The following is a 23390-nucleotide window of genomic DNA, read 5'->3' as shown; positions in this document are numbered from 1 at the left end:
CGCCATCCCACCGAAACCAGTGAACGCCGCTTCGACGAGGCGGCCGAAATCGCCGAGCTCACCGAAACGGCACCGCGCTGTGCGGAGGCGGTCGGGACCGCCTCCGCACAGCGGGGAACTACCTACTTCCTCACTCCTCCGAGAACATCCTGCGCAGGCTGGGGCGGCGGGGAGCGGCCGATTCCTCCGACCAGACGGCCAGCTGCGCCACTGTCGGCAGGTCGAACACCTTGCGGATGGGTATCTCGATGCCGACCTCTGCGCGTGCGCGGCTGATCAGCCGGGTGGCGAGCAGAGAGTGCCCACCGAGCTCGAAGAAGTTGTCGTCGATGCCCACCCGGTCCAGGCCGAGCACCTCGGCGAACAGCCTGGCGAGCATCTCCTCGCGGGCTGTGCGGGGCGCCCGGTAGGCGGCGCCGCCGAACTCCGGCTCGGGCAGCTCGGCCCGGGACAGCTTGCCGTTGGGGCCGAGCGGCAGCTTGTCGAGGAGCACGAACGCGGACGGCACCATGAAGTCCGGCAGCCGTTCCGCGACGAACGCGTGCAGCTCCCTGGTCTCCGGGCCACCGTAGCCACCGGGCCCAGCAGGAACGACGTAGGCGACGAGTTGCTTCCCCGCGCCCGCGCCGCGCCCATCCCGAGCGATGACGGCGGCCTGCGCGACGCCGGGGTGTGCGGCGAGCGCGGTCTCGACCTCGGCGGGTTCGATGCGGAAGCCGCGCACCTTGACCTGCGCGTCGCCGCGGCCCACGTACTCCAGGACGCCGTCGGTGGTGAAGCGGCCCAGGTCGCCGGTGCGGTACATGCGCTCGCCGGCCGGGCCGAACGGATCGGGCAAGAAGCGCTCGGCGGTCAGGACGGCACGCCCGTGGTAGCCGCGGGCCACGCACCCAGCGATGTAGATCTCGCCGACCACACCCGGCGGCACCGGCGCAAGGCCGGGGCCGAGGACGTAGCCGCGCAGGTTGCCGAGGGGCACTCCGATGGGCGCGCTGCCCACGGGGACGCGTGTGTCGCCATCGTCGATGATGTGGGTGGTGGCGTAGAACGACTCGGTCTGTCCGTAGGCGTTGACGATCCGTACGCCGGGGAAGGCATCGCGCGTCTTCTCGACGAGGGCGGCGGGCAGGGCCTCACCGGCGAAGACGAGGGTCTCCACGCGGGTGTGGCCGGCGATGTCGTCAACGAGTTCGGCGAAGACCGACGGCACGGTGTGGATTACGGAGCCGCTCCAGTCCTTGCGCTCGCCCAGGACCAGGACATCCTCGACGACCTCCACGACGCCGCCGACGGAGAGCGTCATGAAGTACTCGAACGCGGAGATGTCGAAGTTGATCGACGCGGCCGCGAGGATCCGCTTGCCCGGCCCCATGCCCACGATGGACGCGAGGTGCCGCACACAGTTGACGACGTGGGCGTGGGTGACGGCGACGCCCTTGGGCTTGCCCGTGGAGCCGGAGGTGTACATCACGTATGCCGACTGGCCTGGATCAACGGGCACGTCCGGGGCCGGGACGTCCTTGCCGAGGTCGAGCGTGTCGAGCAGGACGTCCGGCGCCTCGTGCTCCGGCAGCACGCCGGCCGTCTCGGAGTCGGTGAGAACCAGACGTGGCCGCGCCTCCTTGATGATGGCCGCGAGGCGGTGGCTCGGGTACTTGGGGTCGACAGGCAGATAGGCGCCGCCCGCTTTCAGGATGGCAAGCAGGGCGACCACCAGGTCCGCCGTCCGCGGCAGCGCGACCCCGACCATCGACTCCCGTCCCACGCCCCGGTCGACGAGTGCGCGGGCGAGCCGGTCGGACCGGTCGACCACGTCACGGTACGTGAGCGTCACGCCCTCGCTGACCACGGCGATCTCGTCGGGTGTCCGCGCCGCCTGGGCCTCGATCAGCCCGTGGACCGTGACGTCCGGGATGGCGCTGGCCGTGTCGTTGAACTCGACGACGAGTCGGTCGCGTTCGGCCGGTGCCAGCGTGTCAAGCTGCGCGACCCGCAGCTCGGGGGTGGCCGCGAGCTGGCGCAGGATGCGCACCAACCGGGTCGCGTACGCCTCCACCGTGTTCCGGTCGAAGACGCCCGGTGCGTACTGGAGCAGGAGCTGGAGGTGCGGGTCGACCGCCGCCATCAGCGCCAGCGGGTAGTGGGTGCCGTTGGAGGGACGAAGGCCGGTGACGGCGATGCCGCCCGCTGCGTCAGTGGCCGAGCGCAGGCCGTCCCGGTCGACCGGATACGACTCGAAGACGACTAGCGTGTCGAAGAGGGACGGCAGGCCGACGACCTGTTGGATGTCCGTGAGCCCGTAGTGGTGGTGTTCCACCAGGTTCGCCTGCTGGCTCTGCAGCCGGGTGAGGACCTCGGCAACGGTGTCGCCGGGGCCGTACTCGACGCGTACCGGAAGGGTGTTGATGAACATCCCGACCATCGACTCGACGTCCGGCACAGCAGGCGGGCGCCCGGAAACGGTAGCGCCGAACAGGAGGTCCTGGCGGCCGGTGAGCTGGCCGAGCAGCAGCGCCCAGGCGCCCTGCACCAGGGTGTTGATGGTGACGCCCAGCTCGGCGGCGCACCGGTTGAGTTCGTCGGACACACCCGGCGGGAGGGTGACCTCAAGCTGGCCGAGCCCGTCGCCGCCCTCGGCCCCAGGGGCGAGCAACGTCGGCTCATCGACGCCCTCGAACTCGGCGGCCCACGCCCGCGCCGCCTCCTCCCGGTCCTGCCGCGCGTGCCAGGCCAGGAACTCGCCGTAGCTGCGCGTGCGGGGCAGCGAAGCCCCGTCGCCGTGGGAGGCGTAGAGCACCAGCAGATCCCGCAGCAGCAGGGGCGTGGACCAACCGTCGTACAAGGCGTGGTGGGCGGTCATTACGAGTTCGGTCCGGCCGGATTCGAGAACGACGAGCGCGAGCCGCATCAGCGGCGGTGTCCGCGGGTCGAAGTGGTCAGCCTGGTCCTCGGTGAGGAACCGCTCGAACGCCTCGGTCCGTTCCGTTTCGCCGAGCCCGGTCAGGTCCAGGTACTGCCACGGCAGGGCCACCCCCTGCGCGGGCACCACCTGCACGAAGTCGCCGTCGGCCCGGTTGACGAAGGCCGCGCGGAGGTTGGCGTGGCGATCGAGGAGTGCCTGCCCGGCCCGGCGCATCCGCTCCGGGTCGACCTCTCCGGAGAGGTGGAACACCAGCTGCACGTGGTAGGCATCGAACGAGGTGCCGGCCAGCATCGAATGGAAGAGAATGCCGGACTGCGCCGGGGTGACCGGCCACACCTCGGCCAGGTGGCCGTACCTGGCCTCCCATGCGGCGATCTCCTCCTCGCCCACGGTGACCAGGGACGCGTCCGACGGGGTCATGCCGCCGGCGTCGGGCGTGGCGGCGTGCCGGGCCAGAGCGGTCAGTGCCTGGACCCACAGGTCGGCCAGCTCGGCCACCTCCTCACGGGAGAGCACACCTGTCGGGAAGCCGAAGTAGGCGGTCAGCTCGTCACCGGCCGGGGTGCTGGTGGCCACCGAGTTGACGTCGAGCGCCGAGAGGACCGGTTGGTCCGCGTCCGGCGCGGCGATCAGATCCTGCTGTGTGGTGTCCGGCGTCCAGCCCAGGCCGCGCAGCTCCTCGGGGAGGTCCGCGCTGGAGGTCCGGCCGAGGTAGTTGAACCCGATCTGCGGTTCCCGTTCCGCGGCCAGCGCGGCGGCGGTCTCCGGGTTGTGGTGGCGCAGCAGGCCGTAGCCGATGCCGCGGTCCGGAACCGCCCTGAGCTGCTCCTTGACCTTCTTGATGGCCCGCCCGGCGGCCGGGCCGCCGGCGAACGCGTCCGCCACGTCCACGTCAGCCAGGTCGAGGCGCACCGGATACATCGAGGTGAACCAGCCGATTGTTCGCGACAGGTCGGAGCCGGGCACCGCCTGCTCCTCCCGACCGTGTCCTTCGAGACGGATTAGTGCCGAGGAGGCGGACACGCCGCGCGTCTGGCGCCAGCGGGCAAGGGCCAGTGCCAGCGCCGCGAGGAGCCCGTCGTTGACGCCGCCCCGGAAGACCGAGGGCACCGTGGTCAGCACGGCCTCGGTGACATCCACCGGCACCTGGACGCGCACCGTGTCCACGGTGGCGGCGACGTCCCGCGCGGGGTCCAGCTCTCGTGAGCCGAGCACCGGCTCGTCCTCGCGCAGGATCTCGTGCCACACGGGCAGTTCCGCCACCCGCTCCGGTGCGGCCGCCGCGTCGACCAGCGCGTGCGCCCACCGGCGGAACGACGTGCCCACCTCCGCGAGTTCCGCCGGCTGGCCGTCACGTACCCTCTGCCAGGCCGCGGCTAGGTCCGGAAGCAGGATCCGCCACGACACCCCGTCGACGACGAGGTGGTGCAGAACGATCAGCAGTCGGTCCGCGCCCGTACGGGAGCTGAACCACACGAACTGCGCCATCACACCCGCGTCGGGATCCAGCCGCCCCGCCGCTGCGTCCAACTCGGCGGCCACCGGGTCCACCGCGGTATCCGTACCGGTGTCGGCGTCGGCGACCTCCCGCAGGAGCGCGTCGGCGTCAACGCTGCCCGGCGGTTCGATCCACAGGCCCGACGAAGCCCGGTCGAGCCGAGAGCGCAGCGCGTCGTGCCGGTCGAGGACGGCCTGGAGCGTCGCCACCAGACCCGCGCGGTCGATGCCCTCGGGCAGGGTCAGCAGCCCGGACATGCAGAACCGGCCGAGGCCGCCGCCAAGCGCGAGCACATGCTTACCCGTGGGCAGCAGCGGCATCGGGCCCACGCCACCGCCGGGCAGTTCGGCCAGGATGACGCGCTCGTCCTCGCGCCCGTCCACCAGCTCCGCGAGCCCGGCGACCGTGCGGTGCTCGAATATCTCCCGGGTGCTGACCTCAATGCCCCGCGCGCGGGCGCGGGCGACGATCTGGATGGAGCGGATGCTGTCGCCACCGCTGGCGAAGAAGTCGGTGTCGATGCCGACGCTCTCCACCCCGAGCACCTCGGCGAACAGCGCACTCAGGATGTCCTCGGTCCGGGTGCGCGGCGCCCGGCCGGTCGCCGCCTGCCCCTGGTCAGGTGCGGGCAGTTCGCGCTGATTGAGCTTGCCGTTGGGGGTCAACGGCAGCTGCGCGAGGGGCACAATTGCGGGCGGCACCATGTACTCGGGCAGCCGCTCGCCCAGGTAGGCGGGCAGTTCGAGAAGCAGCGGGCCGATGGACCGGGCGAGGGCGGGGTCGTTCGCGCGGACTCGCCCGGGCGCGCCGCTGGGAACGAACGCGCCCGCGAGGGTCTGCCGTTCGCCGGTCCCTTCGGGCAGCAGCACGGCGTCGTAGGCTCGTGTATCCGCGCCGGACCAGGTGAGCACTGCCTCCCGTCCGTGCTCGCGCGCCCACTGGAGCAGCTCGTGCGGGTCGAGGGGGTCGCCCGCGGTTGCCACCGGGTCGAGGAGGCCCGTGGTCACGGCGAGGGTGACCTCCTCGGACAGGCGCGCGTTGGGTATCCCAGTCACGCGCACCGGGCCGCTCGCCCGGTCGACCAGGCCGTCGAGGTCGTCCAGGTCCTCGACGCCGTCCTCGTCGCCCCACGGCAGCGACGGCACGTCGGCCAGGTCGAGCACGTTGGCGGGCTGCTTGTGGAGGATGACCTCGTAGCGGTGCCGAGTCAGTTCGTTGTGCACCTCACCGGGCTTGAGCCGGATGTCGGCGGTGGCGGAGCACTCGGCCGCCCAGTCGGTGAACCACTCGGGGGCGATAGTCAGCTCGCGCTCGGCGAGCAGTTCCCGCTTCACCAGGGTGCGCAGTTCGTCGGGCGAAGCGTGCGGGTGGGCGGTGTGCTGCACGGCGGTGTGCATCAGCAGGCGGGTTGCGGCGCTGCGGACGTCACCAACGATGATCCGGCCACCGGGCGCGAGCAGGTCCATGGCCTGGCGAAGCACCTGGTCCAGGTACGCGGCGTTCGGGAAGTACTGCACCACCGAGTTGAGGACGATGGTGTCGAACCGGCCCGCGGGCAGCCCGGTCATGTCGTCGGCTGCTTGGGCGCTGACGCGGACCCGGTCTCCGTACCCGGCCTGTTCGGCCTGGGCGCGCACCCGGTCCACGACCGTGCCGGAGATGTCGGTGCCCCAGTACTCCTCGACGTGGTCGACGATCTTCGCCAGAAGCAGGCCGGAGCCCACGCCGAGCTCGAGGATGCGCCGGGGCGCGTGGCGCAGCACCTGAGCCACGGCGGCGTCCTGCCACGCGCGCATCTGCTCCAAGGGGATCGGCTCGCCTGTGTAGCTGGAGTTCCAGCCCTGAAAGTCCTCGCCGAGAAGGCCGTCGCTGGAGTCGGCGTAGCTGTCGTCATAGAGGTCACGCCACTCGTCGACCTGGGCGTCGGCCACGGTGGCCTCGTAGACCTTAGGCACGACGTAGCCGACCAGTTGCTGATCGCCGCGTTGGTTCTCGCGTACCACGACCGCGGCCTGCTCCACGCCGGGGTGGGTGGTCAGGGCGTGCTCGATCTCGCCCAGCTCGATACGGAAGCCGCGGATCTTGACCTGGAAGTCGGTGCGGCCGAGGTATTCGAGCTGGCCGTCCTTGGCCCAGCGCACCAGGTCGCCGGAGCGGTACATACGGGTGCCGGGCGGGCCGTAAGGGCAGGCGACGAACCGGTTCGCGGTCAGGCCCGTCCGCCCGAGATAGCCGCGGGCGAGGCCGGGCCCGGCGATGTACAGCTCACCGGCGACGCCGGGGGCGACCGGGCGCAGCGCCGAGTCGAGCACATAGGCTCGGGTGTTGGTGACGGGCCGTCCGATGGGCGGGACACGGCCGTCGCCCACCATGGGCGTGCTCATGGCGGCGCATACGGTGATCTCGGTCGGGCCGTAGCCGTTGATCATCCGGCGTCCCTCCGACCACTGCGCGACCAGCTCGGGCGTGGACGCGGAGCCGCCGACGACAAGTGTCTCGAGGCTCGGCAGCGATCCGACGGGCAGGGCGGCGAGGACCGCGGGCGGCAGCGTCGCGTGCGTCACACCGTGCGCGGCGATGGTGCCGATGAGCGGTTCACCCGCGCCGAGCTCGACGGGGTCGGCGAGGACGAGGCGCGCGCCCGCCGACAGGGCCATGCCCCACTCCCACAGCGACTGGTCGAAGCTCGGGGACGCGAACTGGAGCACGCGGCTGTCCGGGTTCACGCCGAGCCTCTCCGCCTGCGCGGCGATGAGGCTGGCCATGCCGGTGTGACTGACGGCGACGCCCTTCGGGGTGCCGGTCGAGCCGGACGTGTAGATCACGTACGCGGTGTGGGCGACGGTCACCGGGCCGTGCCGGTCGGCGTCGGTGACGGGGCGCGGGTCGGCGGCGGCGAGGGCCTGGGTGATGTCCAGGGCGTCGAGGCGGAGTACGGGCGCGGGCAGCTCCGGCAGCTGCTTCGCCGCCGCCGCGTCGCCGAGGACGAGGGCCGCTCCGGAGTCGGTGACCATGAAGGTCACGCGCTCGGCCGGGTAGGTCGGGTCCACGGGCAGGTAGGCGCCGCCGGCCTTGAGCACGCCGAGGACGGCGACAGCCCACTCGGGCGTGCGGGACACGGCCACGGCCACCACGGACTCGGGGCCCACGCCCCGCTCGACGAGGACCCGCGCGAGCCGGTTGGCCCGCTCGTCGACCTCGCGGTAGCTGAGCGCCACGTCGCCGCGCTCCACCGCGACGGCGTCCGGCGTGGTGGCGGCCCACTCGGCGAAGATCGCGTCGATGGTGCGCTCGGGCACCTTGGCCGACGTGTCGTTGGTGCCGCGCAGGGCCCACTCCCGCTCCTGGTCCGAAAGCACCTCGATGGCGCTGAGCGGCGTCCGCGGGTCGTCGAGGACCTGCTCCAGAATGCGCGCGAACCGCTCGACGACCGCTTCGGCGGTGGGGTGGTCGAACAGGTCGGTGGCGTACTCGAGCAGGCCATGAGTGCCGCCGGAGGCATTCGGGACGATGTTGAAGAGCAGGTCGAACTTGGCGGTGCCGGTGCCGACGGGCACGGGGGTGACCTTCAGGCCCGGCATCTCGATCTCACCCCACACGAACTGCCAGCCGAGGGCGGTCTGGAACAGCGGCATGTAGGCGGTGGTGCGGTCCGGGTTGAGCAGTTCCACGAGCCGCTCGAAGGGGATGTCCTGGTGGTCGTACGCGGCCAGGGCCTTGTCCCGCACCTGTTCGAGCAGGTCGGTGAACGTCGGGTTCCCGGACAGATCGGCGCGCAGCACCCAGGTGTTGACAAAGAAGCCGATGAGGTCGTCGAGTTGCTCGTCGCCGCGGCCCTCAATGGGGCTGCCGATCGGGATGTCGTCGCCCGCGCCCAGCTTGTGCAGCAACACCGCGAGCGCGGCCTGGGCGACCATGGGCGCGGTGGCGCCGTGGTCCATGGCCAGCTTCTGCACCCCGGACAGCGTCGCGGGCGGCAGGACGAAGGGGACCTCGCCCCCGCGGTGGCTGGCGACCGCGGGCCGGGGCCGGTCGAGGGGCAGCTGGAGCGGCTGCGGGACCTCGGCCAGCTCCTTCTTCCAGTACGCGATCTGCTCGGCGGCGGTGCTCTGCGGGTCGGCCTCGTCGCCCAGGAGCTGCCGCTGCCAAAGCGTGTAGTCCTTGTACTGCACGGGCAGCGGCGTCCACTCGGGGGTGCCGCCGTGGTGGCGGGCGGTGTACGCAGACACCAAGTCGCGGACGAACGGCGCGATGGATGCGCCGTCAGCGGCGATGTGGTGGAAGACGAACACCAGGACGTGCTCCTGCGGGGCGACCCGCAGCACGGTGGTGCGCAGGGGCAGTTCGGTGTCCAGGTCGAAGGGCTCGCGGGCGACCTCGTGCACGGCGGCGTCCACCCCCTCGGCGGCCACGTCGATGACGCGGAAGGGGAAGTCGGCCTCTTCCGGGAGCAGGATCCGCTGCTCCGGTGTGCCGCCCGCGTCCTCGACGACGAGAGTGCGCAGGCTCTCGTGCCGGTCGGTGACGTCCGTGACCGCCGCGGCCAGAGCCGCCGTGTCCAGTGGCCCGTCCAGGCGCAGCACGAACGGGACGTTGTAGGTCGCGGACGGGCCTTCCAGCTTGTGCAGGAACCACATGCGGCTCTGCGCGAAGGACAGCGGGATCATCGGCGGTTCTCCTGTACGTTCATCGGGCGAAGCCGGGGACGTTTCGACGTGGCCTGCTTCTCGATCTTCTTGGCGAGCCGGGCGACCGTCCGGTTGCGGAACACCGTCGTGACCTTCACATCGGCGTCGAGCTCGGTGCGGATGCGGCCGATCAGGCGGGTCGCGAGCAGCGAGTGCCCGCCGGCGTCGAAAAAGTCCGTGTCGATACCGATCTCCTCGACGCCGAGGAGCTCGGCGAACAGGCGGCAGAGGACTTCCTCGCGGTGGTCGCGTGGACCGCGTCCGGCCGTGGCCTCGGTGTGGTCCGGGGCAGGTAGCGCGTTGCGGTCGAGCTTCCCGCTGGCGTTGGTGGGGAAGGCGGTGAGCGGCACGATCGCGGAGGGGACCATGTAGTCGGGCAGCCGCCCGCGGGCGAGTTCGGTCAGGGCCGCGATGTCCAGACGGGCCGGGTCCTGGGTGCCGTCGCCAGGGACGACGTACGCGACCAGGCGCTGGTCTCCGGCCCGGTCCTCGCGGACCACGACCACCGCACTGTCGACATCCTCGTGCGCGGTCAGCACGGACTCGACCTCGGCGAGTTCGATGCGGAAGCCGCGAACCTTGACCTGGAAGTCGGTGCGTCCGATGTACTCGACCTGGCCCTCGCCGTTCCAGCGCACCAGGTCGCCGGTGCGGTACATGCGCGTGCCGGGCGCGCCGAAGGGGCAAGCCACGAAGCGGTGGGAGGTCAGGCCGCTCTGGCCCAGGTAGCCGCGGGCGAGTCCGGCTCCGGCCAGGTACAGCTCGCCCGCTACTCCCGGCGCGACCGGGCGCAGAGCGGCGTCCAAGACGTACACCTGGGTGTTCCACACCGGGGCGCCGATGGGCACCCGCTCAGCGCCCGGTATGTGCTGCCAGGCCGTGACCTCCACGGCGGCTTCGGTGGGCCCGTAGAGGTTGTGAACCCCGCAGTCCGGCAGGACACCCACGGCCTTGTTGGCAAGGGCGGCGGGGAAAGCCTCGCCCGCGACCTCGATCCAACGCAGGCTGCCGCACTGCTTGGCCGAGGGCTCGTTGACGAACGCCTCCAACAGGGAGGGCACGAAGTCCGCGCCGGTCACCTTCTCCCGCCGGATCAACTCCGCCAGATACGAAGGATCCCGCCGCCCGTCAGGACGTGCGATGACGACGGCGGCGCCGACCTGGAGCGGTGCGAACAGCTCGGGCACCGACACATCGAAGCTCGCCGACGTGCTCAACAGCACCCGATCCTCGACGCCCACATCGAAATGTGCCAGGCCCCATTTCAACCGGTTCATGATCGACCGGTGGGACACCTGCACCCCCTTGGGACCACCCGTGGAGCCGGAGGTGAAGATGACATACGCCGCGTTGTCCGGGCTCAGGGTCCGCTGGGGGTTGGTGGCCGGGTAGGCGGATACGTCGGGGAGCGTGCCGTCGAGCATGAGGAGCGGCGTGGCGCTGTCCAGGACGTGCCGCACCCGGTCCTCGGGCAGTTCGGTGTCGATCGGCACGTAGGCGGCGCCCGCCTTGACGACCGCGTAGATGGCCACCATGAGGTTGACGGAGCGCGGGACGCGCACGGCCACCAACTGCTCGGGACCCGCCCCCTGTTCCCGCAGCCAGTGCGCCAGCCGGTTGGCGCGGGCGTTGAACTCGCTGTACGTGAGCCGCTCCTGGTCACCGATGAGCGCAACCCGGTCGGGCTCGCGCTCCACCTGGGCCTCGAAGGTGTCCGGCAGCGTGTCGGGGGCTACCGGGTGTGCGGTGTCGTTGACCTCCCGCACCAGGCGGTCTCGCTCCTCCTGGCTGAGCACCTCGACGGCACCGATGGGCGCATTGGGGTCGACGACCAGGTGCTCAAGGACCCGTACGAGCCGGGAGGCGATCTCCTCGGCCTCGGCCCGCTCGTAGAGATTGTTCTGGTAGTCGAGGGAGAGCCGCAGGTAGGGGTCAGTGGAGTTGAGGGTGAGCGGGTAGTGCGAGCCCGCGAACGGCCGGATGGCGTCGATGGTGAAGCCCGCCGACATGTTCGCGTCGACGATCCCCTCGCGGTCGATCGGGTAGTTCTCGAACACCACGATCGTGTCGAAGAGGGCTTGCAGCCCGGTTGCCCGCTGAATGTCGGCGAGCCCGTAGTGGTGGTGGTCGAGCAGTGCGGTCTGCCGGTCCTGAAGCTCGGTGATGACGCGGGCCATGCTGTGATCCGGCGGGCAGGGCACCCTGACCGGGAGGGTGTTGATGAACAGGCCAACCATTTCGTCCGATCCAGGCAGGTCCGCCGGACGTCCGTTGACGGCGGCGCCGAACACCACGTCCCGCTGCCCGGTCAGCTTCGAGAGCAGGATCGCCCACGCCCCCTGGAGGAGCGTGTTCAGGGTGACGCCGAGTTCCGCGGCACGCCGGGCGAGTTCACGTCCCTGGTCGATGGACCACGGCACCTCGACGCGGCCGAGGGCGGACGCCGCCACCTCCGTGAGAGAGGCGTTCGGGGCCATGAGGGTCGGCTGCTCGAAGCCGGCCAGCTCGGCGGCCCACCGGGCGGCCGACGCCTCTCGGTCCTGCCGGGACAGCCAGGCCAGGTAGTCGCCGTAGCTGCGGACCGGGGGCAGCGCGCTCCTCCCGGAGTACAGCCGGATCAGATCCGTGATCACCACCGGTGAGGACCAGCCGTCGAACAGGGTGTGGTGTGCGGTGATGATGAGCTTCGCCCGGTCGGGCCCGCAGGTGAGCAAGGCGAGGCGGAACAGCGGCGGCCGGGTGGGGTCGAGCCGGTCGGCCCGGTCCTCGGCGAGGATCTCGTCGACCGCCGCGTTCTCCTCGGATTCGCCCTGACCGGTCAGGGTGATGTGCCGCCAGGGCACGGTGACGCGCTCCGGCACGACCTGCACCGGGTCGCCGTCGGCTCCGGTGAGGAACGCGGCGCGCAGGTTCGGATGCCGGTCTAGGAGCGCCTGCCCGGCCGACCGCATGCGTTCCGGGTCCACGTGCCCGGACAGGTGCAGCACGAACTGCATGTGGTAGACGTCGAAGGAGCCGTCGGCGAGCGCGGCCTGGAACTGGATGCCGGACTGTCCCGGAGCCTGCGGCCACACCTCGACGAGACGGCCGTAGCGCTCCTCCCAGGTCTCGATGTCGTCCTGCCGCACCGGGACCAGCGCGGCGTCCGAGGGCGTCAGCCCACCGATCTCCGGGCGGGTTGCGTGCGCGGCCATGCCGTGCAGCACCTCGACCCACAGCTCGGCCAGTTCGGCGGTCCGCTCGCGGGACAGCACCCCGGTGGGGAACATGAAGACCGTCTGCAGCTCAATGCCGTCGGCGGTATCCATGGCGACCGAGCTGACCTCAAGGGCGGACAGCGCGGGCAGGTCCGGATCGGGCGCCGGGATCAGCTCGCTGGACCAGGACGCCGGTCCCCACCCGCTCGCGCGCAGGTGCTCGGGCACGTCGGCGTCGGTGATCCGGCCGAGGTAGTTGAACCCGATCTGCGGCGCCGGGTACTCAGCGAGCTGCGGGGCGGTCTCCGGGTTCAGGTGGCGCAGCAGCCCGTACCCCACGCCCTTGTCCGGGATCCCACGCAGTTGCTCCTTGACCAGCTTGATCGCCTTGCCGACCGCGGGACCACCCGCCAGCACGTCAGCGAGGTCGACCCCCGCCACGTCGACCCGGGCCGGGTACATGCTGGTGAACCAGCCGACGGTCCGCGAGAGGTCGGCGCCGGGGACGACGTCCTCCTCGCGGCCGTGCCCCTCGAGACGGACCAGGGTCGAGCGGTCCGTACCGCGCCACCGGTTCACCGCCAGGGCGAGAGCGGCGAGCAGCACGTCGGTCCCGGTACCCCGGAACGCCGCGGGCAGCCTGGTCAGCACCGCCTCGGTGGCTGCTGCGGGGAGCCGCACCCGCAGGGTTTCGACCGTGGACATCACGTCCACCGCCGGGTCGAGGGCGCGCGTGCCCAGCGGCGGGTTCGGCGTCTCCAGCATGTCCCGCCAGTACTCCACTTCCGCTTCCCGCTCCGGGGACAGCGCCTCGGCCTGAAGTGCCGTGGCCCAGCGGCGGGCCGACGTGCCGACCTCGGGTAGTTCGGGGGTCCGGCCGGAGTGAACCTGCTGCCACGCGTCGGCGAGGTCCGACATGAGGATGCGCCAGGAGACGCCGTCCACAACCAGGTGGTGCAACACCACGAGCAGCCTGCCCGCGCCGGACTCCGCAGCGAACCAGACGAACCGCGCCATGACCCCGGCCTCCGGGTCGAGCCGCCCGACCGCGTCGTCCAGTTCCGCCTTCGCCCGCTCCCGCAGCGACGGTTCATCCCACCGGCCGTCGCAGGCGACCCGGCGAATCAGGCCGGCGGCCCGCACGGTGCCCGTCGGACGCGCATCGAGGGAGAGCCCGTCGCCACGTACCAGACGCGCACGCAGCAGGTCGTGCCGGTCGAGCACCGCGTCCAGCGTCGCTGCGAGTCCGTCCGCGTCGATACCAGCAGGCAGCTCAAGGGCCATCGACATGGCGAATCGTTTCATCCCGCCGCCGTGCTCGAACACCTCCCGCGCCACCGGTTGCAACGGCATCGGGCCGACGCCGCCGCCCTCGTCCTCGGCGAGCGCGGGCGTCTGGTCCTGGCGGGCTGAGGCCACCTCGGCGAGCCGGGCCGCCGTGCGGCACTCGAATATCTCCCGGGTGGTGAGTTCCAGACCCCGGGCCCGAGCCCGGGCCACCACCTGGATCGAGCGCAGGCTGTCCCCGCCAACCACGAAGAAGTCGTCGTCGATGCCGACTCGCTCCACACCGAGGACATCGGCGTACGCCGAGGTGATGATCGCCTCGGTCTCGGTCCGCGGCTCCCGGTAGGTCTCGCCCAGGAACTCCGGTTCGGGCAGGGCGGAGCGGTCCAGCTTGCCGGTCGGCCCGAGCGGCATCCGGCCGAGGACCACAAAGGCCGACGGCACCATGTAGTCGGGCAGCCGCGCCGCCACGAACTTGCGCAGCTCGGCCGCTGAGGCGCCGGCCTGCACGTCCACGTTGCCGATACCGCCGGCGCCGTCGTCACCGACGGCCCCCTCGCCGGTGTGCACGACGTACGCGACGAGCCGCTGCCCGCCCGAGGGCACCTCCCGGCTGATCACCACGGCCTCGCTGATCCCGGGGTGCTGCTCGCACGCGGCCTGGACCTCGGCCGTCTCGATGCGGAAGCCGCGCACCTTGACCTGGCCGTCGCCGCGGCCGACGCACTCCAGTTGGCCACTGGCATTCCAGCGGGCCAGGTCGCCTGTACGGTACATCCGCTCCCCCGTGGAGCTGAACGGGTTCGCCACGTAGCGCTCGGCGGTGAGGCCCGGGCGGCCGTGGTAGCCGCGGCCCAGGCAGGTCCCGACCACGTACAGCTCACCGATGACGCCCTGCGGCACCGGAGCGAGTCCGGGGCCAAGGACGTAGGCGCGCATATTTCCCAGCGGCGTGCCGATGGGTGCGACATCGCCGTGCGCCCACTCCTCGCCCGCCGGGAGGGAGAACGCGGTGGCGTAAAAGCTCTCACTCTGACCGTAGGAGTTGACGATCTGCACGTGGGGCAGGGCCTCGCGCACCTGCCGCACGAGGCGGGCAGGGAGTACGTCGCCCGCAAGCACGACCGCTCGCAGGTCGGACGACTTCGGCAGGTGGTCCACCAGTTCCCCGAGTACCGTGGGGACCGCGCTGATCACATGGCCGTCCCAGCCATCCCGCTCGCCGAGCGCCAACGCGTTCGGTACCAGCTCGGCCGTGCCGCCGGTGGACAGGGTGGTCAGCAGCTCGAAAACCGAGACGTCGAAGTTGACCGAGGTGCCGGCCAGCATCCGCCACCCGGGCGGGGCGTCGAGGACACGCACCAGCTCCCGTACTCCATTGACGACATTGCGGTGGGTGATCGCCGCGCCCTTCGGCTTGCCTGTGGAACCTGAGGTGTACATCACGTACGCGAGGTTGTCCGGCCCCAACGGCGCGGTTCTGCTCGCGTTGTCCAGCACCCTGTCGGGCGTGTTCCACTCCGCGCGATGGTCGAGGTTGACGACCGAGATGTCGTCGTACGGCAGGCCCTGCCAGGTGGCGGTGTCGGTGACGGCGAAGCGGGGAGCCGCCTCCGCCAGGACGCTCTGCGCCCGCCTGCTGAGGTACTGCGGGTCCATCGGCAGGTAGCCGGCACCAGACTTGAGGATGCCGAGCAGTCCCACAACCAGGTCAACCGTGCGGGGCAGCGCGTGGACCACCAGGTCTTCAGGGCCGGCACCACGCCGGACCAGCTCCCACGCGACACTGTTCGCCCGGTCGTCGAGCTCGCGGTAGGTCAGCGTCCGGTCCTCACACACAAGGGCCGGTGCGTCGGGCGTGCGGGCCACCTGGCTCTCGAACAGGTCCACGACGGTCGCATCGGACACCGCAGTGGCCGTGTCGTTGAACTGGGTGAGCAGCCGGTCCCGCTCGGCCGTGTCGAGCACGTCGATGCCGCCGATCCTGCGCCCCGGGTCGGCCACGAGCCGGCCGAGTACCCGGAGGAACCGGTCCACGATGCCCTCGGCCGTCTCCCGGTCGAACAGGTCGGTGGCGTACTCGAGTCGGCACTCGGCCCCGCCCGCGGGGTTCGGAATCATGTTGAAGAACAGGTCGAACTTCGCCGCATGGTTCTGGTTCGGCTCGAACTCCACCTCCAGGCCCGGGAGTTCCACTTCAGGCCAGGAGATTTGCCAGGCGAGCATCACCTGGAAGAACGGGTGGTACGCGGAGGACCGGTCCGGGTTGATCAGTTCCACTAGCCGCTCGAACGGCATGTCCTGGTTGTCGTACGCGGCGAGGGCCTTGTCCTTTACCCGGTCGAGCAGTTGAAGAAATGTGGGATTGCCGGAGAGGTCGGCGCGCAGTACCCAGGTGTTGACGAAGAAGCCGACGAGGTCCTTCAGGGCCGCGTCGGTACGGCCGACGATCGGCGCGCCTATGGTCAGGTCGTCACCGCCGCCGAGGTGCTGGAGCAGGACTGCGAGCGCCGACTGCATGACCATGGACACGGTGGTGTCCTGCCGGGCGGCCAGCTTCTCCACGTCGGCAAGAAGGTCGGCGTCGACCCAGCCCTCGACCAGGTCACCCCGGCTACTCGGCGTCTTCGGCCGCGGGCGGTCGGTTGCGATGGCCAGGGGCTGAGCCAGGTCGGCCAACTCGTGTCGCCAGTACTGCAGTTGTTTGGCCCCGAGGCTCTCGGGATCCGACTCGTCGCCGAGCAGGTCGCGCTGCCAGAGCGTGTAGTCCGCGTACTGCACCGCGAGCGGCTCCCACATCGGCGCCCGGCCCGCCCTGCGGGCCGAGTACGCCGACCTCAGGTCCCGCACCAGTGGCTCGGTAGACTCACCGTCCGCAGCGATGTGGTGGAGGACGAGCGCCAGCGTGTGGTCGCGCGGACCGCACCGCAACAACCTGGCCCGTATCGGCAAGTCCGCCGTCAGGTCGAACGGCACGGTGACTGTGGCGCGGACCGCCTCTGCCCGGTCCTCCTCCGTAACGTCGACGACAGGCAGCTCGAACGGCTGCGCGTCCGAGGGCAGGACCCGCTGGAACGGCGTGCCGTCGGCATCCTCGACGATCACGGTCCGCAAGGCCTCGTGCCGGTCGACGACATCGCGGAACGCCAGCTCCAGGGCGCCGGCGTCCAGCTCACCGGTCAGGCGCAGGACGAATGGGGCGTTGTAGGTCGCTGAAGGACCTTCGAACCGGTGAATGAACCACATCCGGCGCTGCGCGAACGACAACGGGATCATCTTGTCTCAATTCCTCCGCGACCTTGTTGGTGGGACGCTGCGGCGACTATTTGACGGAAGCGGGCACGATTTCTCCGCCCTTCGTCCTTCTGCTCAAGGTCGGCCGGTTCGACAGGGACAGGTCTTCCCACACCGTCGACAGCGCGGCGATGGTCTGCGTCTCGAACAACGTGCGGATCGGGACTTCCAGGCTCAGTTCCGCACGGATCAGATTGACCAGCTTGATCGCCCTCAGCGAGTTTCCGCCGCGGTCGAAGAAGTTGTCGTCGATGCCCACCCGGTCCACTTCGAGCACATCGGCGAAGAGCGTGCACAGGGATTCCTCACGCGCCGTCCGCGGCGCGCGGTACGCCACGGATCCGGCATCGGATGCTGCCTGCTCCGGTGAGTCCTCGTGGAGCTGGTCGAGCTGAAGCAGCTCACGCAGCCGGTCCCGGGCCGCGGCGTCGAGGGTTTCGAGCGTACCGACCGGGGTGTCAGGATCATCCGCGATTTGCTCAAGGATGCGCACGAGGCGGGCGGCGAGCAACGTGATCGTCTCGTGTTCAAGCTGTCCGACCGGATAGTCGATAGAGAGCTGAAGGTAGGGCTCGGCGGACGCGTTCAGCGTGATGGGGTAGTGCGAGCCGTAGTACGGCCGCATTCCGGTAACCGCGAGGCCCGCCGCGGCATCGGCTTCGGCGAGCGCGACCCGGTCCACGGGGTAGGACTCGTACCCGATGAGGGTGTCGAACAGCGTGCCGTGTCCGGTCTCCTCCTGGATGTCGGACAAGCCGTAGTAGTGGTGGTCGAAGAGCTTGCTCTGCCGGTCCTGCAGGCGTCCCAGAAGTTCGGCCACGGATTGCTCCGCCGGACACGGGACCCGTACCGGGATGGTGTTGATGAACAGCCCGACCATGCGGTCCGAGCCCGGGAGCGCATCGGGTCGCCCGGACACGGTGGCACCGAAGACCACGTCCTGCTGCCGCGTCAACTGCGCGAGCAGCGTCGCCCACGCGCCCTGCACGAGGGTGTTGAGCGTGATACTCAGCGCCGCAGCACACCGGTTGAGTCGCTGTGCGGTGTCGAAGCCCAGGTCGAGCTCTACCCGTCGGACGCCCTCGGCGTCGGCGGCCGCGGTCTTCGGGGCCAGCAGGGTGGGCCGGCGCAGCCCGTCGAGCTCCGCGGCCCATGCGCGCGCCGAGGCCTTGTGGTCCTGGTCGGCGAGCCAGGTGAGGAAGTCCGCGTAGTCGCGTGCTGGGGGCAGGTCGGCGGGGCCACCGTCCGCCGCGTAGAGCCGAAGCAGGTCTCGCATCAGCAACGGCAGCGACCAGCCGTCGAACAGCGCGTGGTGCGCGGTCAGCACGAGTTCAGCCCGGTCAGGTGCCGTCCTGGCCAAGGTCAGGCGGACCAGAGGCGGTGTGGCGGGGTCGAAGTGGGCCGCACGGTCCTCGATGAGGAACGCCTCAAGGTCACCGCCGCCGGTGAGGTCGAGGAAGCGCCAGGGCAGCTCGACGTGGCGCGGAACGAGGTGGATGGTCTCTCCGTCGTCGTCGGCCGCGAACGCCGCGCGCAAGTTCGGGTGGCGCTCAAGAAGAGCCTGTCCGGCGCGACGCATCCGCTCCGGATCGGTCTCGCCGGAGAGGTGGAACACGAACTGCAGGTGATACACGTCGAACGAGCTCTCGGCGAGCATGGTGTGGAACAGCAGCCCGGATTGCGCGGGCGTGACCGGCCCGATCGCGGCCAGCCTGCCGTACCGGGCCTCCCAGGCGTCGATGTCCGCCTGACTTACCTCGACCAGGGGCGCGTCCGCGGGGGTCAGCCCACCGACGTCGGGGGCCGCGGCGTGTCGCGCGAGCCCGGTCAGCGCGTCGACCCACCGTCGCGCCAACTCGTCCACCTCTGCACGGGTGACACCGGCGGTGAAGCCGAAGTGCGCCGTAAGGCATCCGTCCTCGCCGACCGCCACGTTGATCTCCAGCGCCGACAGGGGCGGAAGGTCCGCGTTCGGCGCGGGAATCAGCTCCCCCAGCGCGGTCAGCGGGGTCCAGCCGTCTTGCCGGAGTTCCTCCGGGATGTCCGCCGCGGTGACCTTGCCGAGGTAGTTGAAGCCGATCTGCGGGTTGCCGTACGGGGCGAGGGTCGCCGAGGTGTCCTTGTTCAGGTGCCGCAGCAGTCCGTAGCCGATGCCCTTGTCCGGGATCGAGCGCAGGCGCTCCTTGACGAGCTTGACGGCTCGTCCGGCGTCCGGCCCGCCGGCGACGGCGTCGTCCACGTCGACGCCGTTCAGGTCGAGTCGCACCGGGAACATGCTGGTGAACCAGCCGACCGTGCGCGAGAGGTCGGCTCCGGGGATGGCGCCCTCCTCGCGTCCGTGGCCCTCCAGCCGTATCGAGAACGACGCGTCGCCCAACCCCCTCGCGCGCCGCCAGCCGGTCACCGCAAGCGCCAGGCCGGCCAGCAGGCCGTCCTCCGGGCCGCCCCGGTACGCCGCGGGCAGCGCGGTAAGCACCGCTTCGGCGACCGCGGCAGGCACCTGGACGCGCAGCTCGTCCGCTGTCGCCGTCACGTTCTTAGCCGCGTCAAGGGTCCGCTCGCCCAGGGGTGGTTCGGCGCCCGCCAGCATGTCCAGCCACAGCGGGAGTTCCGCCTTCCTGCGGGCCGCCTCGTCCACCAGGGCATGCGCCCATCGCCGTACGGAGGTGCCGACCTCGGGCAGCACCGGCTCCTCGTCGGCACGCACCTGGCGCCACGCCGCAGCCATGTCCGGCAGCAGGATGCGCCACGACACACCGTCAACCACCAGGTGGTGCAGCACCACCAGGAGCCACCCGGGCTCCGACTCCTCCGAGTCCGAGGTGAACCACACAAACTGCGCCATCACTCCGTCGACCGGGTTCAGGCGGTCCGCGGCTGCGTCCAGCTCCGCCGCGACGGCCTCGTCCCGGGGCGGCCATTGCGCGCACGGAACCTGGCGCACCAGCGGGTCGACATCCACGGCGTCCGCCGCCGAGTCGACACGCAGGCCGAGAGTGGCCGGCTCGAGCCGACTGCGCAGGATATCGTGGCGAGTCAGGACGGCTTCCAGTACCGCGACGAGCCCGGCTCGGTCGATGGCCCGCGGCAGGCGCAGGTTCATGGCCATGGCGAACCGGTTCACGCCACCGCCGGCGCCGAGGACTTGGAGCGCCACCGGGGAGGCCGGAACCGAGCCGATACCGCCACCGGGCAACTCCGGCAGCCTTTCCCAGTCTCCCTCCTGCTCGCTCGCGAACTCGGCGAGGCGGGCGATCGTCCGGTACTCGAAGAGCGCCCGCGTGCTGACCCTCAGTCCCCGTGTCTTGGCCCTCGCTACGACCTGGATCGAGCGGATGCTGTCCCCGCCCAGGGCGAAGAAGTCGTCGTCGACACCCACCTGCCCGAGACCCAGTACATCGGCGAACACCTCGGCCAGGAGACGCTCTTCATCACTGCGCGGCGCCTGATACGCCTGCCCTTGGAATTCCGGCTCCGGCAGCGCTGCTCGGTTCACCTTGCCGTTCGCGGTCAACGGCAGACGGTTGAGTACCACGAACGCCGAAGGCACCATGAACTGCGGCAGCCGCCCGGCCGCGAACCGGCGGAGCTCGCCGCCCGAGACACCGGCCTGGAAGTCGAGGTCGCCGACGCCGCCCGCGCCGTCGCCACCGACGACACCGCCGCCGACGGGCACCACATACCCCACGAGCTGTCGGTGCCCGGAGCCGCCCGCTCTGGCCACCACGAGCGACTGCGCGACACCGGGGTGCTCACCCAGCACCGCTTCGATCTCCGCCGGTTCAATTCGGAACCCGCGCACCTTCACCTGTGTGTCGGTGCGGCCCACGTACTCAAGACGCCCCTCGGCGTCCCACCGCACCAGGTCTCCCGTCCGGTACATCAGCCCGCCGGCGGGACCGAACGGGCAGGCGACGAACCGCTCAGCGGACTGCCCGGGCCGCCCGAGGTAGCCGCGCGCCACACCGGCTCCAGCCACGTACAGCTCCCCGACGGTGCCGACCGGAACCGGCGCGAGACCGGGTCCGAGGACGTAGACCGCGGTGTTGTCCAGCGGGCGGCCAATCGGCACGCCGCGGCGCACCTGTTCGTCCGGGGCGATGCGATGTGTGGCGGCGAACACCGTCGTCTCGGTCGGCCCGTAGCCGTTGCCGAGCGCCACGTCGGGGCAGACCTGCCGCACGCGGCGCCAGGCGGCCGGGGACGCGACGTCCCCGCCCGTCCACACCTCGCGCAGCCCGGCGAGGCACTCCGGGCGTTCCTCCGCAATCGCCCTGAACAGCCCGGCGGTGAGCCACAGCACGGTGACCTGGTGGGTGGCCAGCAGGTCGGCGAGGGTCTCGATGTCCAGCTCTCCCGGCGGAGCCACAGCCACACGGCCGCCGTTCACCAGCGGAACCCACAATTCCTTGACGAATGCGTCGAAGGTGTGCGGCGCGTGGAACAGCGAAGTGGCGTGGCCGTCGCCCTGCCAACGGTGGTCCGTCACAAAGGCTTCGAGGTTGCGGTGCGTCGTGCCGGTCCCCTTGGGGGCTCCGGTCGACCCGGAGGTGAACATGACGGCCGCCAGCTGATCCGGTGCCCAGCACGAGGGGAGGTCCAGCAGCTCGCTGTCTCCGCCACCGAGGGCGTCCGGGCCGCGGTCTTCGTCGAGCAGAACGGTAGTGAGTGCCAGCTCCTCGGGCAGGGTTCCGGCTGTCGCCGCGTCGGTCAGCACGAGGCGGGCCTTGGCGTCGCACACCATCGACCTGACCCGGTCCGCCGGATACCCCGGGTCCAGCGGCAGATAGGCCCCGCCCGCCTTCAGCACCGCGAGGAGGGCGACCACCAGGTCGACCGAGCGCGGCAGGGCGACCGCCACGACCACCTCGGCACCGACACCCTGGCACCGCAGCACGCCCGCCAGACGGCGCGCCCGCGCGTCCAACTCCCGGTATGTCAGAACCTCATCGCCGGACACCAGGGCCTGTGCGTCCGGCGTCCGCTCCACCTGTCGCGCGAACAGCCCCGGCAGTGCCAAGCCCGACAGCGGCACGCCCGTGTCGTTCAACTCCCGGAGCAGCCAGTCCCGCTCAACACCGTCCAGCGGATCCGCCGCGCCGACCCGCATCCGTGGATCGGCGGCCACGGTCCGTACGAACGTGACGAGACGCGACGAGAACCGCTCCAGCTCAGCAGTGGTGTACATGGACAGAGGCGCGTCCATGCTGATCGTGATGGCTTCCTCCGGACCGGACCGGAAGACGGTGATCATGAGCTCATCCGGCGAGGGGAAGCAACCCGCGAAGAAGGACGCCGGGGACGTGCCGAAGCGGAGACGCCGCATCGGGATGAAGTTCATGATCACGCCGAGCGGGTTACGCCCGACGTCGGTCAGTCCCATGTCCTGCCGGATGTCGGCGATCAGGTACCGGCTGTGCGGAGCGACGGTGGCCTTTTCCGCGGCGATCGCGCGGGCCACCTCGACGAACGGGTCGGTCTCCCGGACAGTGACCCGCAGCGGGACGAAGTTCGCGGCCATTCCGGTCGCCTTCCGGGTGATCTCGGAACGGTTGCCCGCGGCGAGCGAGAACACGATGTCCGAGAGCCCACAGGTTTCCCGCATGAACACGGCCGCGGCCGTCGTCACCAGGGTGGGTATTGAGAGGTCGAACGACTTGGCGACGCGCTTCCACTCCACGACCTCCTCACTGGGAATAACCGTCGTGCAGTTGGCCATGCCGACCGCGTGGGCGACCCGCGCGGGCCCAAAGCCCGGCCGCGCGTCGTCGTCGCCCGCCCCGGCCTCGCCCGCAGCACGGGCGCTAGGCAGCCGAGCGGCGTCCGGCGAGTCCGCGAGGTAGCCCCGCCAGAACGCGGCGTCCTCCGCGAACTGCGGAGACTGCCGGTAGTCCGTCTCCTCGGCCGCCACGATGTCGCCGTCGAGGACCGGCACCTCCGGTACCGGCCGGCCCTCGGCAAGGGCGGTGTAGACCTCGGCGCACCGCAACGCGAAGTTGTTGTAGCCGAGGCCGTCGTTCACGATGTGATGGAATATCTCGCAGAATATCCAGCGCGCTTCGCCGACTTTGATGGCGCCGAGCCGGAACAGCAGATCACGGCTCAGGTCGAACTTCTCCTCATGCAACTTCGCGAGCAGTTCGTACAGCTCTTCCTCAGCGTTCTCAGAACCACTCAAGTCGTAGAAGAAGGGTTGCCACGGTCCGAGGTCACGGGGCACCGACCGAACTCCGGACTCAGTTTCCTCGAAGGTGACGAGAAGGTTGGGGTTCTCCCGCAGCACCTGCCGCAGTGCCGTGGTCAGGAGGGACTGGTCGAGTGCACCGTCGACTTCCCACCAGGCGCCGATGCTGTTGCGAATCGACGTCTTCAATTTGTCGGCGATCCACATTCCAACTTGTGACGACGACACCCCTGCGGCAGACATTGAACCCACCTTCGACGCGGACTGATTCACCGGCCGCGAAATTTTCGCGGCGGCATTTGGGTTTGAAAGAGAGTCA

3 protein-coding genes are annotated in these 23390 nt (G+C 70.6%); all 3 read right to left on the bottom strand.

Features of this window, described 5'->3' with window-relative positions; translation table 11 throughout:
• Positions 1-130 precede the first annotated feature (130 nt).
• Genes QK440_RS17905 through QK440_RS17895 form a run of 3 tightly spaced genes read right to left on the bottom strand, consistent with a single transcriptional unit; the run spans position 131 to position 23314 of the window.
• Entirely contained in the window at positions 131-9088 is an 8958-nt protein-coding gene (locus QK440_RS17905; RefSeq protein WP_282794117.1) for a non-ribosomal peptide synthetase, read from the bottom strand.
• Positions 9085-16869, bottom strand: a complete 7785-nt coding sequence (locus QK440_RS17900; RefSeq protein ID WP_282794116.1) for a non-ribosomal peptide synthetase — start codon at positions 16867-16869, stop codon at positions 9085-9087. Before QK440_RS17900 ends, QK440_RS17905 begins: the two co-directional genes overlap by 4 nt.
• Positions 16870-16915: 46 nt before the next feature.
• On the bottom strand, positions 16916-23314 hold the full coding sequence (locus QK440_RS17895) for a non-ribosomal peptide synthetase (RefSeq protein WP_282794115.1): 6399 nt from the start codon (positions 23312-23314) through the stop codon (positions 16916-16918).
• Between the last annotated feature and the right edge of the window lie 76 nt (positions 23315-23390).

It is taken from the genome of Streptomyces sp. CC224B (genome assembly GCF_030010595.1).
GTDB lineage: Bacteria > Actinomycetota > Actinomycetes > Streptomycetales > Streptomycetaceae > Streptomyces > Streptomyces longispororuber.
The sequence above is the reverse complement of the archived record's forward strand: the minus strand, read 5'-3'. Positions and strand labels throughout refer to the sequence as shown.

Coding starts and splice junctions, on each gene's coding strand:
- QK440_RS17900 (WP_282794116.1), bottom strand. CDS start 16,869: ATGATCCCGTTGTCGTTCGCGCAGCGCCGGATGTGGTTCATTCACCGG.
- QK440_RS17905 (WP_282794117.1), bottom strand. CDS start 9,088: ATGATCCCGCTGTCCTTCGCGCAGAGCCGCATGTGGTTCCTGCACAAG.
- QK440_RS17895 (WP_282794115.1), bottom strand. CDS start 23,314: ATGTCTGCCGCAGGGGTGTCGTCGTCACAAGTTGGAATGTGGATCGCC.